Here is a 14,366-nt window from a genome sequence, read left to right as displayed (position 1 = left end):
TCCTCATCGGACACTACGCGCACGCTCACAAACCGAAAGTCAGCGAGGGCCGAACGATCGTGTTCGACGAGTTCCCCGCGAGCGCCTACGAGACCGAACTCGGCGGGCGACTCCAGGGCGCCGTCACCCAGTTCCTCCAGCGCCACGACGAGCTCCCATACAGCGACTACACCGACCTGATCGAGCGCCGGCGAGACGACGCCGACCGCGCCGACGCGCTCGCCTGGTTCCTCGACGAGGGCGCGCTCCGACGCGATCCCGACGAGGTGTTCGCCGGACAGGCCGGCCACGCCGCCGCGCCAATCGCGACGTTCGCACTGCTCGCCAGCGACGACCTCGGGAACGGCTGGGAGCACACCGACCTCTCCAGCGCCGACGTCGACGACCTCGAGAACGCGAGCGCCGTCTACAACCGCGAGCAAGGCACCCTCCGACTCCTCGATCCCCCGGCGCTGGAGTACACGCGCGGTGTCGTCGGGCTCGACGGCACCCCCACGCTCCGCATGTGGCGACGGGCACTCGGCGCCCCCCGGCTCCATCACCGCCCGGTGCTCTCCGAGAGCGAGCGCCGCGAGTACATCCAAGACGGCCTCGGCCTCCAGCTCGTCCCAACGACGGACGCCGTCAAACCCTACAACAACCCCGATTACGTCAGCATCGAGCAGGACGCCGCGCTCCTCGAAGCCATCCAAGAGGACCACGGCGAAGCCCCCGGGCTGATCACGTCGAGCACCGCGCTCCACGAATACGACGCCAGCGACGCCGTCGACGTCAACGCGCTCACCGACGGCACCGCCTACCACGGGAACGTCCTCGGGAGCAACGAGTTCGGATCGAAGCGCGTCGGCGCGATCATCGGCTCCACGCACTACGGCGACGGCTTCATCAAGAAATGGGCCGCCTACGACGGCGAGTCCGTCGAGCGGAACGACGAGAAAGGCGCCGACCTCTCCTACGGCGACGTCGGCGACGAGATCCTCACCCATATGCGCGAGCATCAGACCCTCCAGGCAGCGATGCGCTTCGGGCGCGACGGCAACGGTGCCGCCGTCTACATCCACACCAACACGCTGCCCGACTGGGTGCCCACCGCCGGCGAAGGCCGCGTGCTCTCCACCTGGAGCGACGGCCTCCGACAGGTGATCGACGCCCTCAGCGACCTCGGCGCCGCCACGTCCGCTGAGATCGCCGCCCACCCTGGGGTCGACGTCGGGAAACGACAGGTGTTCGACCACCTCGAGACACTCCGCGCGGATCTCGGCGTGCTCGAGCGCCACCAAGACGACACCGACGGTCGACGCGTCGTCTGGCGGGACGGTGGCGTCGCCCGGCTCAACGAACACGGCGACGTCGAGCTTGAGGGCGTCTCTCTCGACGATCTCGGCGCTGACGAGGTTCGTGAACTGGCACGTAGTAGTCTCTATACGTGGGAGTTCATGAACTTCGGCGCGAACGACGGCGACGACACGGACGAACCCCCGATCGAGGAGGTCGCGACCGATGGCGGCCAGCCGCCGGGGGATAGATCACCCCCGCATGGCGGGTAAGCACTCGGACTCGGGGGCCGTCGACGTGGCCGCCGAGGAGCGACAGCTCCCGCTCGACGAGTTCACCACGTCGACAAGCACCGACGAGAATCGGTGCGAGGCATACGCGGACTCTACCGGCGACCGCTGCCAACACGACGCGATCCCTGGCATCCCGTACTGCGGGACGCACAAACACCTCCTGGACGACGTCGACGTCCTCCGAATGGGGCTGAAATCCCTGAAATCGGACGGCTGAGTGAAAACGCCCCGACCCCGAAGGTAGCCCCTCCCGTAGCCGTTGACAAGCCGCGAGTAAAATCGCACCAACCTATCCAAATCATGTACGAGAAACCTCAGAACCGTCGAATCACAGCGAGACCCCCCGGGGTGTCCGCTCCGTGAGCGGCAACGCGAGCGCAGGCGCGGGAGGCGACGAGGAGCCGCGTCGGTTGGAGGACTACGAGGCGATGCTGGATGACCTGGACGTCGCGATCGAGGAGGCGCGACGGAAGGTGGAGAGCGGGCGGGTGTACGATCCGGAGAACGAGAAGGTGCGGATCAAGTGGATTCGGGCGCTCGCCTACTCGGTCAACGTGCGTCGGCAGGTGACGACGGACCGCGACCTGGAGGAGCTCGGCGAGAAGGTGGATCAACTGCTAGAGGAGGACGAGGAGCCATGACGCAGGTCTCGGACGTCGATGCGGAGACGGTGCTCGAGTCGATCGACAAGGAGGCGTCGGACGCGCGGCGCTGGGTGCGACGGTACCTGGAGGATGCGCTCGCGAACGGGTTCGAGGGCGGGCTCGGTGACTTCGAGGAGGAGCGCGAGTCGGACGTCTGCGTGTTGCGGACGGAGGTCTTCGAGTTCTTCGTGCCGCGAGCGGACGTGCCGCCGTGGATCGATGCTGACCGGGAGTTACCCGTGGAGTGTGATCCGTCGTGACCCGGAAGTCGAAGCGGGAAATCGAACGGGCACTGAACGATCTGGAGGGCGACCGCCACTCGCCGCCCGCGATCGTCTATGAAGATCCGAGGACCGGGGAGTGGTACGACGGAGAGGGCGACGACGCTGACCGCGTCTCTGAGGACGAGTTCGAGGGCGCTGACCCGCTGATCGTGATGCAACGCGACCCGGTCGTTGTGATGGAGCGCGAGCAGGCGCTGGAGGAGGACCGCGAGATCCTCGGTCCAGCGGAGGACGCTCCAGCCGCGGATGATCCGGTTCGGGTTCTATGGGGTGATTCGTCGTGACGCGGAAGTCGAAGCGGGAAATCGAGCGCGCTCTCGAGGCGCTCGCCGAGGACGACGATCCCGGCGAGTTCAGCGATGCTCGCGAGAGCGTGACCGCCGAGTTCGTGACGTACGAGTCGGATCGAGAGCCATGGTCGGGCGTGGACATCCCGGACGGCTGGACGGTGTCGGCGACGTCGCTGTCCGGTGGCGCCGAGGTGCTGACGCTGGAGCGAGACGGCGAGCGAGGTGAGGGTCGGTGACTCGGCGGTCGAAGCGGGAGCTCGAGAGTGCGCTCGACGAGTTGGATGACGACGAGGACGACGAGGACGGGTTCCACTACTTCGTGATTGGTGGTGATCCCGACCCGGACGTCGGCGGGTACTACACGTGGAGCAGCGAGCGCGGCGTCTACGTGAACGACGACGGTCACGAACTCGATGCGGACGCGGAGCCGGATAGCGAGTTCTCGTACAACGTCCGGATGACAGGAGGGTTGGAGTCGTGACTCGTCCGTCGAAGCGGGAGATCGAGGAGGCGCTCGACGAGGTGGAGGAGGAGGCGAGCCTCGAGTGGGTCGATTTCATCAAGCTCGAGGACGGCGATGCGGAGCCGGAGGACTACGGGTTGACGGAGGACGACGCCCGTCGGGAGTGGCGGGAGTTCGTGGAGGCGAGCGGCATGGAGCCGGCGCCGGAGGAGCGGCGATGACCCCGGGAGTCGCGACCCGTGGCGAGCCCAGCGATCGCTGGTCGTCTACGTTGTCTCCCATGAGGCCGCCTCGCGCGGCCTTTTTCAAGCGAATGAATGCGGATTTCACAGACATGAATACGAACACACAGACCGACGATGGAACCGAGCGGAGATACGAATCGCGGGACATGGAGGCGGTTCGATGACGGTGATTGATCCCGACGACGTCGAGATCAACTCGGATGCGATCTACTTCCGAGCCAAGCGACACGTGGGGACTCTCGTCCATCCGGACGACCGGGATCTCCCGAACACTGAGGCGCGGAAGCTCTCGTTCGACACGGCGACGCGCGGATCATACCGCGTCTGGTTCTACGAGGTGGCTCCGGGTGACGACCAGGAGGAGCTGGCGACGGCGCTGGAGCGCGCCGAGGGCGGCCTGTACGATAGCATCGAGCGCATCGAGCCGTCGGAACTCGAGGCGCTCCTGGAGAAGCGTCCGGATTTCGAGTACCTCCGCGTGGGGAATCCGAAGACGGCGGAGAAGATGGCGCGACAGAAAGACTCGGTTGAGCGCGTTTCCGACGAGGAGCTCGCTGCTCTCCCGACTGATTCAACGAGCGACCAATGAGCACTGAGAACGACGACAGACCGGAACCGAAGACGACGGATCGAACGGAGCGGATGAGCACGCTCCGGAAGAAACTCACGTTCACCGCGAAGGCGGGGGACAGCGAGCCGCGCCTCGAGTGGCAGTCGGAACTCGAGCGTCTCGAGAGCGCTGACTGGGAGCATGCCAGCGAGCGCGTGGAGACGATCCATGCGAAGCTCTCGGGGTGGAGTGGTCCGATGCCGGACGACCTCGAGGCGACGCTGAGAGAGGAGGCGTGCGACCTCGCGGGCGTCGATGAGTACGAGGCGGCGCTCGCGGCGTACGGCATTGATGTGGATGTTGATGATTCGGTCGGCGAGATCCATGCTCGGCTCGCGTCGTCGGGGAGTGCGATGCCGGCGGATCACGTGGCGGAGCTGAAGGCGGAGGCGTGCGAGGCCGCGGGGACGGAGACGTTCGGGGCGGCGTGTGAGGAGCGCGGACTGGAGAGGCTCGATCATCTATGAGTGGAACCAACAACACCGACCAGGAGAACAGTGGCGAGACCGACGACGACGGGTTTGATCCGGCGAGCGTGGCGGCGCGGATGGACGAGAGGCGGGATCGGCGGAACGCGCCGCTGGATCTGGAGGACTCTGGCGCGAGACGGACGGCGGGCGAGATGCGGGTTGTGGAGGCGTACGAGGAGTGCCTGGAGCACGGGCTAACGGAGCACGCCGAGGCGCTCCGGGACGCGGAGACGAGGAGCCAGCAGCGGAAGTACGCGAGCATCATCCGGGGCACGGGTTACGAGGCGAGCGTCGGTGAGCTCGACGAGAACGCCTCGGAGGTACGAGCGAGATATCGGGACGATATCGAGTGACGCAGAGCGATCGACAGCGCAGTCCTGCCCTGTCGATGAGGTGGTGCGTGCTGGCGCGATACCTGCGGCGGTCGGCGGTGTCTGTGGGCGCTGGCGAGAGGGGTGACGACCGCTCTCCAAAATTGGGTCCCAGTCGTCGCCGGTCGGTGCAGATCCGACCGGCAGTCTACAAGTGTCGTCCTCGAGACGACCGCCAACCCACTCCCGGAAGTGTTCGTTCCGATCCGTCGCAGGCGCGACCCCAGCACGCACGACAGTCTTTCACCAGAATCCCCAAATCTGAATCTACCCCAGAAGCCATGACCTCAATTTCGGAGGATTACGCTGTCAGTATAGAGGACATGACTGGTGGCGCGGATCGAAAAGTGCTCGACGAATTCGGCGAGAGAGTAACGTCGCCTCCTTTTATTGTATGGACCCCTATAAACAAATAACTCCGTTCGTTCCTGACCCCTACAAAGTCAGTGCGGGATGTCCGTCGAAACGGATGCCAATCAGAGATTTACCATCCATTGAGCGGCGAGCAGACCGGCTCGCGTTTAAGGCATCTTCTCACAGGATTGGGGGGCAAACGGTTCTCGACTTCTTACTTTTCCAACCAAAAATCTCACGATCACTGAAAAGCCATACAAATGCAGCCAATGTAGCATATCGGAATGCAGGGACGCCCTACAGTGTTGCCGCCCTTGAACAATCGAAGAACGGCTGGCGCGTGACTCAATTTTGTGTCAGACTCCCACCGGCGCCGGTAGGAGAGGGGACGAAAGAGGAGTACAAAGATGCATATGAAACAGTAGTTAAAGCCGTTGACGAGATTGAGCCACCTGCTGAGGTGATAGTTTACTTCAACCACTACTGGTTCCCGACCCGGGTTAGGAACTCTCCGTTAAGCGGCAAAACACCCCCAACCATCCGGGGGGTGAGAGGCTCAAATCCGCATATTTCGGCAGGGGGAGCAGATGCGCACCCTATGGTGTTCTTCGATTTTGTCGCGGAACTACTAGATGTGTATACTGACCACTTTTCAATAGATTCAGCAAGCGTCTGAGGGACGTCCTGGATTCCAGAGTAGGTCGCAGTAACCTTGTTCAACAAAAACGGTGAACTCACTCCCCGACGCCGACAAGTTTCAAAAGTCCTCTGAGGACCTCCCTAACCCATCCCTTCCACCGATCGGTTGCTGCACCAATTTCTTTGCCAGCACCTTCACCGAAGAGTCCCCCGACAACCATCCGATATGGGAGATAGAGAATCAGATCCAGCATGATTAGGATTGGTGCGAGGAATATCATCACAAGAACGCGAAGAGTCTGTTTGATGTAGCGAAATGGCCAGGTGATAATTCTCTTCAATGCCATATTCATCTAAAAATGATTATCAGTGTTAAATATTCTCCTGGTGCATGTTGTAAAGCGGGATGTTGAATCCATGTGACTGGGAGGCTTTCAGCGAGAATGAACACATTGAGTAGCACTCCGACGACGACATTCTCTAATCGCCGACGACATCGATAAGCGTCAGTTGTCATCTAACCCTTATATTTAATATCAATTAAGTCGTTCCTTGGATATGGGAGAATTAGATATAAACCAATATTGGATGCTCGTTGAGTTGATACCGTTATATTTCCTCATCGGTATTGGTTTGACCCTTCTATTCAAGCACTCCACAGATGAAGATCTGAGTCTCTTCATGTCAAGGGAAGAAGCAATGGCCCCTTTCAGCACGTTCGGCGGATACTGGCCATCTCTCCCGGCTGCAATCGCGGGCATCCTATTCGGCATAACTATCGAGCTCATTGCGATTGCATACCTCTACATCGGTATTCTCCTGATTCCCAATTTTGGGCCAATGCAATTCCGAGTTACAGCAACGCTGGCTGTGATGATTGGCGCCTCTTTCGCTTACTGGGGGTACCTCGTTTCTCAAACATTCATCCGGGAATCACTCGTCTACCGAGGTTGGATTTGATAACCGGACAGTAGCCCGCCCTGTGACCCTGTAATCTCTCTTCCCTTCTGTCACCGAGATGGTCCACGGGATCTCCGCTCGCTCATAGTCGTAGATGAGTTCGCGCATTCGACCTTCTTTCTGAAACGACAAGCGGAGTACCAGCGAACAGCCGTGTGAAGGGGGCAGGAGACCCTCATTCGGGGAGTTAAACTGTAGCTCTCCGCTCGTATGATCGAGTTCCGATGACTCCACATTCTTCTCCTCAATTGGACCGTGGAACGTCACCTCACCCTCCACCCCTCCATACGCCAGCTTTGCGTTCAGATCGCCTCTATTCTCTGCATAGAGGAATAGATCGATATCCAACCGTTTTTCCTGCATAATGACGGCTCCCGTTTGGAATCGCTGGCGGATGCGGACGTCAGAGCGTTTCTTTTGAAAATGGCTCATATAGAGATTAGTTGCAGATACTATCAATACCGTGAGCGACAGAAGAATAGACACGGCGATATACCACGGGATTCGCAGAAGAGCATCGTAGATTGCCATACGTGAGGTCACGGACCGAGGTGCGAAAAAGCGTTACGTGGGTCTTGCTCGATGCGGAGCCGATTGTCCTAATCTTAGACTCCTCTTGGCTACTTTGCTGGGGCTATCTCTACTGTCGGGAATAGGAGTGTAGATTAACTTGATGAGAAGGACTCTTCTCTTAGCTCCTTCAATTTCTCTTTGGCCTTATTTTTATTTGATATATTTATGTGGCCTGCTTTATAATTTACCCAATTGTAGGAGCCATTCAATTCCTCTGCCATATTTTCAATATTGTTCAGTGAGTATCCATCCACTACATTATCAATATCGGATATATAGTGGCCCGCCTTGAACATCCCGCTGTTAAAAACAACAAGCTCGATGATAATGGCCTTCAGAGCCAATTTTTCATCGTCCCGCAGCGAAGCCATGTACTCTCTTCACCCCCTGCAAAACACTTATAGATTCGCTGCTCGCTTTGCATGGATGGAAGGGACGATTGCATGGATAGAATTATAGGACGTGGTCCCGAAGGCCTACACCGTTATGAGATACAACTCAACCACGGCAGAAGATAGCCTCACGCCTGATGGGGGAGACGAAAAGCCGGGTATGAGTTGGAGATTCTCGGAATCCTCCCCATTCGTCCAATTACTTGAGAATCCAGGGAGGGCGAAAATCTTGGACACGTTAATTCGCCGAAACGCAAGTAGACTTACAGCTGAACAGATTGCAACTCAGGCGAATATCTCAAGATCTACCTTCAGCCGTAACAAAGATTTCCTGCTCGACTTGGAGATCATGACCGAGTACGATGAGGCGGGAACAACTCGGTATCAGGTCAACAAGCAAAATGAGGTCGTTCAGCTCTTAGCCGAATTCCATAGGGAGCTATCCGATCATGCGGACGAAATCCTGGAAAGAGCAGGTGAATCTCGTTTGAACACTGTGGAGAAGGCATTGAAGCTTAGTCAGGAGACCAAAGAGAAATCTGCTACACAAAAAACGCAGGATGAAGAGCAGATAAGCAAGTTCCTTGCAGGTGAGCAAAATGGCTGACGACGAAGTATTCGAAATTTCTGGCACCAATCGAATTGGGATTGAGTTCCTGTCTGAGGAAACAGGTGATTTGTTGGCTATCCTAGTCTCTGATCAATTTCCTATCCCTGATGAGGGTGACAGAGTTGAGCTCTCTTCAATCAACTCAGAGCAGGGCGAATTGGTGGATGAGACTAAAGAGAGTGATTATATCGTCCAAAACAGGAAGTTCACATATGTGAAAGTAACCGATACTGATGAAGAGGGGGAGGAAACTGAGGAGTGGATAATTTCAAGAGTTCGGATGAAAGTACGAGAACTAAATGATGGATGAAGATCATTAGTACTCACTTCACTCCGAAGCCTTGGCATCCTTTTTTGAGAAATATTACCGAGGACTGAGCGCTCAGTAGCCGCGCACGTCCTTGAGAGCTCTCAGCCAGCGCCGGGCGAGCTTGGTGTACGCGCAATCGGTGTCCGCGACGAGTCGAAGTTCGTCCTCGATTTCCTCGAGCTTGCGAATCCGCTCTTCGATTGTGGCGTCGGTAATGTTGCGTCTCATGGATTCCTCCTGTTGTTGATTGTGAGCGTCACAGTAACCTCGATCTCGCCGGCGTCACGGGGGACGCGGATCGTCTCGTCGACGTCGCCGCCGTCACCTCGAGGCGCGTCGTTCTCCGCGCCGCAGCTGGGGCAGCGCGAGGGGTCGGCGCCTCGGGTGGCGGGCTCGCGACTCGTATCGAACGTGGTCCCGCAGCGCCTACACGTCGTCGTTGTCACGCTTTCCCTCGTCAGTCAGGTAGAAGCCGTGGGGTTCACGGCCCCGCACCCGGACGGTGCCCTCGAACTGGAGCTCCCCGATCTTGGTGTCGAGGGTGTCCTCGTCGAGACCGGTCGCGTCCACGAGTTCATCCCAGGTGATCGGGTCGTCGGTATCGAGCGCGTTAATGATTGTGTCGGTCGTCATAGACGGTCACGTTCCTTTTCGCTCCGCTCCTCGAAGTAGTATTCGGGGTCATACCCGTGGATCGTGAGCTGGACGTCGGTCGCCGCGTAGTTGTTGATGAGATCGAGGAGATCCTCGCTGGGGTCGTTGACTGCTTGCTCGAAGGCGGGACGGAAGCGCTCGGCAGTCTCGGTGTCGATTTCGACGAGTGTTGTGACGTTCCACGCGGGCTGCTCGCGCTTCGCGATTGCAACCCGGAGCTCGTTCAGTGGGTCGGCGGCGTTCTCGAGGTCAACCCCGAGGCCGTCGGCAGGGATGGTTTCGGCGTTACTCTCGATCGTGATCTCGGTGGGTTCGTGCGTCATGGGCGGTCTCCAGTAGCGTCAGGTGTTTCGTCGCTCGCGGCTTTGGCGCGCTTAAGGGCGGCCTCGACGTTCAACGAGAGGTCGTAGATAGCCTCGATGATCGTGTCTCCCTCTCCGCTCATGGTAACCTTCGGCATCTACTCGTCCTCCTGCACGTCGTTGACGTGCATGCCGAGCTGGGGATCGACGTGATGATCCTCGGCCCACTCGGGGAACTCGCGGCGCCCGGTCGCGAACTGGACGCGGCGGATGTGCTTGCAGATCCGGTCGCGGTGTTCGTGATCCGGGCACTCGCAGGCGGGGAGTGTGGCATCGACGAGGTACTCGCGACCGCTCTGGGTCGTCACGGTGTAGAGGTCGGGCGCCGAGCGGGCGCGGACGTCGCCGTCATCGAGGACGGTCATGTACTCGCCGAGGGCGCGAGCGTCGAGCTCGTCGTCCTCGGTGCCATCGACCGTATTGGTCGTCACCGCCATCAGTTGATCCTCCGGATTGCGGGGCGGCCGCGTTCCGTGAGGTAGTGATCAAAGCACGACATCAGTGCCGTGCATCCGCAGTTGTCGGTTAGTTCATCGCTGGGTTCATCTTTCGCCGTATGTTGGGTCTGCATGGGTGGTCTCTCCAGAGACACCCGGCCTGGGTGGTGCAACACCCGGGCGTTTCTCGCGAGGATCGACGCCCTGAGTGACCGGTCTGTCTCTATTACTCCATAGAGTAGCTAGTCATATAACTCTTACTCCACTGAGTAGCCTACTCCTCAGAGTAATCTATTTAGGCATGCTACCACAAGGAGTAATATGGCAGCTACAGACTTCCCAAATGTGCCGGACAAGGATTACCGGGCGATCCTCACCGACCGAGAGCGAGAAATCCTCGCAGGCGACGACGAGGTCTCAGAGAGTTACTATTACCGCGTGATCACGCGCGTCAGAGACAAAATCGAGAAACTGGAGGACGACCTCGAAGTTCTCGACGAACATCACGACACCCTCGGCGATGAGCTCCGCGACGTCGTCTGTGAGGACGAACGCGAGGAGTGAGATGCTATCCGATACCGAGGCCGCGGCCGCCGCGTTCTGCGGGGCTTGCTCGAAAGCATTCTACGTCGTCGACACCCCGACCGCGTGCCCGTACTGCGGGGGTGATGATGTCTCCCCTGAGTATCCCGTCGCGGTCCGACCCGAGTGACTGCTACTCCTCGTCGGTGTCGGGATTCTGTTCACTCCGTTTCTGCTCAAGTGCTGGAAACGTCATTTCTATCTCGTCGCGACGCTCCCTGATTCGATCGGACAAATCGTCCCAGTCGCCATGAATCCCTCTTGCTGGGTCAAATCCATGGAGGAGGCTTTGCATTTCCTTCTCCGTGAGTTCGTTGTCCCGGAGCCGGGCAATTTTATCGATTGCTCGCTCTGCATCGATCATCTCCATATTACTCACGTCAACGTCGAAATCGACGGCGATCCTGATTCGGAGGGTTTCGCCAGGTTGCCGATCGGCTTCGCCCTTCTTCACACCCTGCTTAAGGATTGTATCGAATGGCACTCGGAACGATCGGTGATAGATCGCGTCCGAATCGCTTTCCCCCTCCAAAGACAAGTACATGAAAGCAATCGTATCGACGAGTCCGTCCTGGAATTCGTTCAGCGCCTCTTGGTCGGTTACACTTTCCCCAACGTCGAATATCTTGTTTCGTTCTTCCTCGCTGAGCGACCCGTAAAGCACGGCGAAATCCTTGAACGCCTCTCTGGTGCGTTCTCGAATCGCTCGTCTGCGCTCATATCGCTGTTGTTTAGAGTCATATGCCTTCCCGCCTTGGAGAAACAACTTGTCGACATCCGTGAGAAAGCCTCGGTGTTCTGTCATGGTAATGGGTATTACTCATTACTTCTCAACGGGGTAATGACGCTTATAACCTATGGCTCCTATGAAGCAACCATGGCGGCGAACGAATACACAACGATCTCTGTCACGCCCGATGTGAGGGACCGAGTCAGATCCCTCAAACGCGGACAGGAAAGCTATTCGGACGTATTAGACCGCCTAATGCAAGAAACTCCCCAAACACACAGATGACTCTCACCGATTGTAGAATCAACGGCGCTGTGACGGGACCGGACCAACGGCCCCTGAGCGCCGCGACTGACCAAATGGAAGACAACCCTAACGACGGGTGTCACCCGACCCTACGGGCTGGGTGCATTTCGCTTTTTCGGCTCACTCGTCGTCGGGGGCTTCTCTCCCGACCCAATGAGCGCACACACCACTGAAAACGCGACCAGTCCCGAAGACGGAGAACCGGACGCCAGCGCCGGCTGGCGAGCTGAATACGCCCTCCAGGGCGTCGATCAATCCATCGAAGATGATATCACGGCCTCGCAGCTCGACCGGCTCAACGCCGCGATGCGGAGCGATCGCCCCGACCGCTACCGGAGGAAGCACCTTCAGGGGAGGTCGTCATAATGAGCAGTGAGAGCGACGAGCGGCGAAGTACCTTTCCCAGCGCGGCGAGAGACGGGCATCGGGGTTCTATGAGCGATGGACTCGAACCCACGACGCCTGCCGAGGCCGTGGAGTGGTACCTCGCCGAACGCGACCCCGAACTCTCAGAGAAATCTCTCCAGAACCAGCGCTACCGACTCGATCAATTCCTCGAGTTCTGTAGTCGCCACGATCTCGACGACATGAACGCGCTCACCGGTCGCGACATCCACCGGTACCGCGTCTGGCGGAGCAAAGAAGTGAAGACCGTGACGCTCCGCGGCGAGCTCCAGACGTTCCGTGTGTTTCTCGAGTTCTGCGCGGCGATCGACGCCGTCGAGCCCGGGATGCGCGAGCGCGTCCAGCTCCCCGATATCGAGCCCGAGGACGAGGCGCGTGACGAGCACCTCGACGCCGCGCGCGCCGACGAGATCCTCGAGCACCTCGAGCAATTCTCGTACGCCAGCCGCGACCACGTTGTCGTCGCGGTCCTCTGGCATACCGGCATCCGGCTCGGGACGCTCCGCGCGCTCGACGTCGACGACTTCGATTCCGACGCGCGGTGTCTCGACCTCCGGCACCGGCCGGAGAGCGGGACACCTCTAAAGAACAAGGCCGCGGCGGAGCGGTCGATCGCCGTCGGCTCGTACTACTGTAGCGTCCTGGAGGACTACCTCCAGCACAACCGCGATTCGGTCACCGACGACCACGGGCGACGCCCACTGATCACGAGCTCACAGGGCCGACTCAGCGACGGGTCGATCCGCGAGACGATCTACCGCGTTACCCAGCCGTGCGAGGTCGGCGGCTGCCCGCACAACAAAGATCCCGAGACGTGCTCCTATCGGAGCCACGGGAAGCGCGCCGGCTGCCCGTCGTCTCGCTCGCCGCACGGTATCCGCCGTGGGGCGATCACGGACCACCTTCGGAATGGGACGCCCCAGGAGGTGGTGTCGGACCGCTCGAACGTCTCGAGCGACGTGCTCGATCAGCACTACGACGAGCGGACAGAGCGCGAGAAGATGGAGATCCGACGAGAGTTTCTCGAGGAGGAATAGAGACTGATGAATTCCACTCCACGACAGCGACGACACGATTCTACCCTAGCCTCGGCAGGCCACCGTCTTGACGAAGCCCCGGCGAGTCCATCTTTCTTCCACTCGATTACCATGGAGCCGACAGCGGCCGATTTGTAGCCGTGCATCGTCCAAGTACATCGAGTGTCGGAGTGGGGTATAGGCTCGGGTGTCTGTTTGGGGAGACGCCGGACGACTTGAAGCAGGAGATCTTCGAGTGGTGTGTGGCCAAGCAGTCCGAAGACCAGTAACGCTCCTCGGAGCCAAGAACGGAAACCAACAGCAGGACTGGTGCGCCACTGTTTGATTCCTAGTCATGCCCTGCACGGGTCACACGCCCGGTCTGGAGAATCCGTTCCCATAGTGTTGGCAGGTAGTTATCCAGTCCGGGCCAGTCCCGTCGATTCCCTGAACGTCATCGAGATCGTGCAACTCTGCTGTAACCGTATTCAATTATGTATCTCTATCGGGTGTAGGGCTTTCAGCAACCCTCGGTCTGCTATCGAGGATGGATCGTATCGCCCGTGGTCGGATTCATCCCACGCCTGACGTCGTGGGCCTTCTCCTCGAATCTCTGTAATCCAGACGCTTTCTTCAACCGGAAGCAGGAGTGACCGCTATCCCCTCAGATAGGTCATTCCCAGGGTACGGGGAGAGGCTGGGGTTAATATGGAGACAGTGGGGGACCACCGAGTCCTAAATCGAGCTCGGGTGGGCACTACGTCACCGACCCGAACTACAGAGACCGGATTATCCGCAAGAAAGGCTGTACAGAGCAATCTGTAGTAAATGGTCGGCTGGATTCAAGGTCAACCGGGGAACCCAACGATATCGATGCTGGCGATTATCGGATAGAGGGCCGCTATCGCGCGGTCTCAGCGATGGGATGTACTATTATCAGGTAACGGAGTGTTTGGTCTCGTTCTCGGAAATCGATAGAAAGCGAGTCCCTGTAGTTGTCAGTATCGCGGATAACATGGGCCATTATATCATATATCTTTTAAATCAAGATGGCTGGCCGATAACCCTCAAACGGCCGAACCCGGGCTTGA

At 59.0% G+C, this 14,366-nt stretch carries 28 protein-coding genes; 18 read left to right on the top strand and 10 right to left on the bottom strand.

Features of this window, described 5'->3' with window-relative positions; translation table 11 throughout:
* Positions 1-59: 59 nt before the first annotated feature.
* From HWV07_RS04375 to HWV07_RS04320, 12 genes are all read left to right on the top strand, one after another.
* Positions 60-1,547 (top strand): hypothetical protein, encoded by a 1,488-nt coding sequence (locus HWV07_RS04375; RefSeq protein ID WP_178333128.1) that lies wholly within the window; start codon positions 60-62, stop codon positions 1,545-1,547.
* Positions 1,548-1,572: 25 nt separating this feature from the next.
* A complete protein-coding gene (locus HWV07_RS04370) occupies positions 1,573-1,785 on the top strand; it encodes a hypothetical protein (protein WP_178333127.1) in 213 nt (70 codons plus the stop codon).
* A 142-nt stretch (positions 1,786-1,927) separates the two neighbouring features.
* Positions 1,928-2,209: a DUF8136 domain-containing protein gene (locus HWV07_RS04365; RefSeq protein ID WP_246279831.1), complete on the top strand. Its 282-nt coding sequence runs from the start codon at positions 1,928-1,930 to the stop codon at positions 2,207-2,209.
* Positions 2,206-2,472 (top strand): hypothetical protein, encoded by a 267-nt coding sequence (locus HWV07_RS04360; protein ID WP_178333126.1) that lies wholly within the window; start codon positions 2,206-2,208, stop codon positions 2,470-2,472. The genes HWV07_RS04365 and HWV07_RS04360 overlap by 4 nt, the downstream gene beginning before the upstream one ends.
* Positions 2,469-2,780, top strand: a complete 312-nt coding sequence (locus HWV07_RS04355) for a hypothetical protein (protein ID WP_178333125.1) — start codon at positions 2,469-2,471, stop codon at positions 2,778-2,780. Before HWV07_RS04360 ends, HWV07_RS04355 begins: the two co-directional genes overlap by 4 nt.
* Positions 2,777-3,022: a hypothetical protein gene (locus HWV07_RS04350; RefSeq protein ID WP_178333124.1), complete on the top strand. Its 246-nt coding sequence runs from the start codon at positions 2,777-2,779 to the stop codon at positions 3,020-3,022. Before HWV07_RS04355 ends, HWV07_RS04350 begins: the two co-directional genes overlap by 4 nt.
* Positions 3,019-3,267 carry a hypothetical protein gene (locus tag HWV07_RS04345; RefSeq protein ID WP_178333123.1) on the top strand — a complete coding sequence of 83 codons (249 nt, stop codon included), beginning with the start codon at positions 3,019-3,021 and terminating at the stop codon, positions 3,265-3,267. The genes HWV07_RS04350 and HWV07_RS04345 overlap by 4 nt, the downstream gene beginning before the upstream one ends.
* Positions 3,264-3,470 carry a hypothetical protein gene (locus tag HWV07_RS04340; protein ID WP_178333122.1) on the top strand — a complete coding sequence of 69 codons (207 nt, stop codon included), beginning with the start codon at positions 3,264-3,266 and terminating at the stop codon, positions 3,468-3,470. The genes HWV07_RS04345 and HWV07_RS04340 overlap by 4 nt, the downstream gene beginning before the upstream one ends.
* A 190-nt stretch (positions 3,471-3,660) precedes the next feature.
* Entirely contained in the window at positions 3,661-4,083 is a 423-nt protein-coding gene (locus HWV07_RS04335; RefSeq protein WP_178333121.1) for a hypothetical protein, read from the top strand.
* Entirely contained in the window at positions 4,080-4,571 is a 492-nt protein-coding gene (locus tag HWV07_RS04330) for a hypothetical protein (RefSeq protein ID WP_178333120.1), read from the top strand. Before HWV07_RS04335 ends, HWV07_RS04330 begins: the two co-directional genes overlap by 4 nt.
* Positions 4,568-4,927, top strand: coding sequence for a hypothetical protein (locus HWV07_RS04325; RefSeq protein WP_178333119.1), 360 nt, complete (start codon positions 4,568-4,570; stop codon positions 4,925-4,927). The genes HWV07_RS04330 and HWV07_RS04325 overlap by 4 nt, the downstream gene beginning before the upstream one ends.
* 487 nt (positions 4,928-5,414) lie before the next feature.
* Positions 5,415-5,975 (top strand): hypothetical protein, encoded by a 561-nt coding sequence (locus HWV07_RS04320; protein ID WP_178333118.1) that lies wholly within the window; start codon positions 5,415-5,417, stop codon positions 5,973-5,975.
* 58 nt (positions 5,976-6,033) lie between these two features.
* Here HWV07_RS04320 and HWV07_RS04315 read toward each other — a convergent pair whose 3' ends face one another.
* Positions 6,034-6,285, bottom strand: coding sequence for a hypothetical protein (locus HWV07_RS04315; protein ID WP_178333117.1), 252 nt, complete (start codon positions 6,283-6,285; stop codon positions 6,034-6,036).
* 211 nt (positions 6,286-6,496) lie between these two features.
* Here HWV07_RS04315 and HWV07_RS04310 point away from each other — a divergent pair, with 211 nt between their 5' ends.
* Positions 6,497-6,898 carry a hypothetical protein gene (locus HWV07_RS04310; RefSeq protein ID WP_178333116.1) on the top strand — a complete coding sequence of 134 codons (402 nt, stop codon included), beginning with the start codon at positions 6,497-6,499 and terminating at the stop codon, positions 6,896-6,898.
* Here HWV07_RS04310 and HWV07_RS04305 read toward each other — a convergent pair.
* Both HWV07_RS04305 and HWV07_RS04300 read right to left on the bottom strand, forming a co-directional pair.
* Positions 6,872-7,429 carry a hypothetical protein gene (locus tag HWV07_RS04305; RefSeq protein WP_178333115.1) on the bottom strand — a complete coding sequence of 186 codons (558 nt, stop codon included), beginning with the start codon at positions 7,427-7,429 and terminating at the stop codon, positions 6,872-6,874. The genes HWV07_RS04310 and HWV07_RS04305 overlap by 27 nt on opposite strands.
* Positions 7,430-7,563: 134 nt before the next feature.
* The gene (locus HWV07_RS04300; protein ID WP_178333114.1) at positions 7,564-7,842 is read right to left on the bottom strand and encodes a hypothetical protein; all 279 of its coding nucleotides are present in this window, start codon (positions 7,840-7,842) and stop codon (positions 7,564-7,566) included.
* Between the two features lie 115 nt (positions 7,843-7,957).
* Here HWV07_RS04300 and HWV07_RS04295 point away from each other — a divergent pair, with 115 nt between their 5' ends.
* The gene (locus HWV07_RS04295; RefSeq protein ID WP_178333113.1) at positions 7,958-8,470 is read left to right on the top strand and encodes a winged helix-turn-helix domain-containing protein; all 513 of its coding nucleotides are present in this window, start codon (positions 7,958-7,960) and stop codon (positions 8,468-8,470) included.
* Positions 8,463-8,783 carry a hypothetical protein gene (locus HWV07_RS04290; RefSeq protein WP_178333112.1) on the top strand — a complete coding sequence of 107 codons (321 nt, stop codon included), beginning with the start codon at positions 8,463-8,465 and terminating at the stop codon, positions 8,781-8,783. The genes HWV07_RS04295 and HWV07_RS04290 overlap by 8 nt, the downstream gene beginning before the upstream one ends.
* A gap of 72 nt (positions 8,784-8,855) precedes the next feature.
* On the opposite strand, the gene HWV07_RS04285 is transcribed toward HWV07_RS04290, so the two are convergent.
* Genes HWV07_RS04285 through HWV07_RS04260 form a run of 6 tightly spaced genes read right to left on the bottom strand, consistent with a single transcriptional unit; the run spans position 8,856 to position 10,236 of the window.
* The gene (locus HWV07_RS04285; RefSeq protein WP_178333111.1) at positions 8,856-9,011 is read right to left on the bottom strand and encodes a hypothetical protein; all 156 of its coding nucleotides are present in this window, start codon (positions 9,009-9,011) and stop codon (positions 8,856-8,858) included.
* Entirely contained in the window at positions 9,008-9,229 is a 222-nt protein-coding gene (locus tag HWV07_RS04280; protein ID WP_178333110.1) for a hypothetical protein, read from the bottom strand. Before HWV07_RS04280 ends, HWV07_RS04285 begins: the two co-directional genes overlap by 4 nt.
* Complete coding sequence (locus HWV07_RS04275; protein ID WP_178333109.1) at positions 9,210-9,416, bottom strand: DUF5805 domain-containing protein; 207 nt, start codon at positions 9,414-9,416, stop codon at positions 9,210-9,212. Before HWV07_RS04275 ends, HWV07_RS04280 begins: the two co-directional genes overlap by 20 nt.
* On the bottom strand, positions 9,413-9,760 hold the full coding sequence (locus tag HWV07_RS04270) for a hypothetical protein (RefSeq protein WP_178333108.1): 348 nt from the start codon (positions 9,758-9,760) through the stop codon (positions 9,413-9,415). Before HWV07_RS04270 ends, HWV07_RS04275 begins: the two co-directional genes overlap by 4 nt.
* Positions 9,757-9,897 (bottom strand): hypothetical protein, encoded by a 141-nt coding sequence (locus HWV07_RS04265; RefSeq protein WP_178333107.1) that lies wholly within the window; start codon positions 9,895-9,897, stop codon positions 9,757-9,759. The genes HWV07_RS04270 and HWV07_RS04265 overlap by 4 nt, the downstream gene beginning before the upstream one ends.
* Positions 9,898-10,236, bottom strand: coding sequence for a hypothetical protein (locus HWV07_RS04260; protein WP_178333106.1), 339 nt, complete (start codon positions 10,234-10,236; stop codon positions 9,898-9,900).
* Between the two features lie 321 nt (positions 10,237-10,557).
* Here HWV07_RS04260 and HWV07_RS04255 point away from each other — a divergent pair, with 321 nt between their 5' ends.
* Both HWV07_RS04255 and HWV07_RS04250 read left to right on the top strand, forming a co-directional pair.
* On the top strand, positions 10,558-10,800 hold the full coding sequence (locus tag HWV07_RS04255; protein ID WP_246279830.1) for a hypothetical protein: 243 nt from the start codon (positions 10,558-10,560) through the stop codon (positions 10,798-10,800).
* 1 nt (position 10,801) lies between these two features.
* Positions 10,802-10,948: a hypothetical protein gene (locus HWV07_RS04250; protein ID WP_178333105.1), complete on the top strand. Its 147-nt coding sequence runs from the start codon at positions 10,802-10,804 to the stop codon at positions 10,946-10,948.
* A 3-nt stretch (positions 10,949-10,951) separates the two neighbouring features.
* Here the strand turns inward: HWV07_RS04250 and HWV07_RS04245 are convergent, their stop codons facing one another.
* Positions 10,952-11,623: a DUF8102 family protein gene (locus HWV07_RS04245; RefSeq protein WP_178333104.1), complete on the bottom strand. Its 672-nt coding sequence runs from the start codon at positions 11,621-11,623 to the stop codon at positions 10,952-10,954.
* A gap of 665 nt (positions 11,624-12,288) precedes the next feature.
* Here HWV07_RS04245 and HWV07_RS04240 point away from each other — a divergent pair.
* A complete protein-coding gene (locus HWV07_RS04240; protein WP_178333103.1) occupies positions 12,289-13,296 on the top strand; it encodes a tyrosine-type recombinase/integrase in 1,008 nt (335 codons plus the stop codon).
* The last annotated feature ends 1,070 nt before the right edge of the window (positions 13,297-14,366 follow it).

The sequence above is a fragment of the Natronomonas salina genome (genome assembly GCF_013391105.1).
Taxonomy (GTDB): domain Archaea; phylum Halobacteriota; class Halobacteria; order Halobacteriales; family Haloarculaceae; genus Natronomonas; species Natronomonas salina.
Note: the sequence above shows the minus strand (reverse complement) of the source record. Positions and strands in the feature narration are given on the sequence as shown.

Bases quoted from the DNA above. Each gene is read 5' to 3' on its own strand.
- HWV07_RS04300 (WP_178333114.1), bottom strand. From the start codon at position 7,842: ATGGCTTCGCTGCGGGACGATGAAAAATTGGCTCTGAAGGCCATTATC.
- HWV07_RS04270 (WP_178333108.1), bottom strand. From the start codon at position 9,760: ATGACGCACGAACCCACCGAGATCACGATCGAGAGTAACGCCGAAACC.
- HWV07_RS04360 (WP_178333126.1), top strand. From the start codon at position 2,206: ATGACGCAGGTCTCGGACGTCGATGCGGAGACGGTGCTCGAGTCGATC.
- HWV07_RS04325 (WP_178333119.1), top strand. From the start codon at position 4,568: ATGAGTGGAACCAACAACACCGACCAGGAGAACAGTGGCGAGACCGAC.
- HWV07_RS04295 (WP_178333113.1), top strand. From the start codon at position 7,958: ATGAGATACAACTCAACCACGGCAGAAGATAGCCTCACGCCTGATGGG.
- HWV07_RS04245 (WP_178333104.1), bottom strand. From the start codon at position 11,623: ATGACAGAACACCGAGGCTTTCTCACGGATGTCGACAAGTTGTTTCTC.
- HWV07_RS04330 (WP_178333120.1), top strand. From the start codon at position 4,080: ATGAGCACTGAGAACGACGACAGACCGGAACCGAAGACGACGGATCGA.
- HWV07_RS04255 (WP_246279830.1), top strand. From the start codon at position 10,558: ATGGCAGCTACAGACTTCCCAAATGTGCCGGACAAGGATTACCGGGCG.
- HWV07_RS04285 (WP_178333111.1), bottom strand. From the start codon at position 9,011: ATGAGACGCAACATTACCGACGCCACAATCGAAGAGCGGATTCGCAAG.
- HWV07_RS04275 (WP_178333109.1), bottom strand. From the start codon at position 9,416: ATGACGACCGACACAATCATTAACGCGCTCGATACCGACGACCCGATC.
- HWV07_RS04260 (WP_178333106.1), bottom strand. From the start codon at position 10,236: ATGGCGGTGACGACCAATACGGTCGATGGCACCGAGGACGACGAGCTC.
- HWV07_RS04305 (WP_178333115.1), bottom strand. From the start codon at position 7,429: ATGGCAATCTACGATGCTCTTCTGCGAATCCCGTGGTATATCGCCGTG.
- HWV07_RS04290 (WP_178333112.1), top strand. From the start codon at position 8,463: ATGGCTGACGACGAAGTATTCGAAATTTCTGGCACCAATCGAATTGGG.
- HWV07_RS04320 (WP_178333118.1), top strand. From the start codon at position 5,415: ATGCCAATCAGAGATTTACCATCCATTGAGCGGCGAGCAGACCGGCTC.
- HWV07_RS04315 (WP_178333117.1), bottom strand. From the start codon at position 6,285: ATGGCATTGAAGAGAATTATCACCTGGCCATTTCGCTACATCAAACAG.
- HWV07_RS04265 (WP_178333107.1), bottom strand. From the start codon at position 9,897: ATGCCGAAGGTTACCATGAGCGGAGAGGGAGACACGATCATCGAGGCT.
- HWV07_RS04250 (WP_178333105.1), top strand. From the start codon at position 10,802: ATGCTATCCGATACCGAGGCCGCGGCCGCCGCGTTCTGCGGGGCTTGC.
- HWV07_RS04310 (WP_178333116.1), top strand. From the start codon at position 6,497: ATGGGAGAATTAGATATAAACCAATATTGGATGCTCGTTGAGTTGATA.
- HWV07_RS04240 (WP_178333103.1), top strand. From the start codon at position 12,289: ATGAGCGATGGACTCGAACCCACGACGCCTGCCGAGGCCGTGGAGTGG.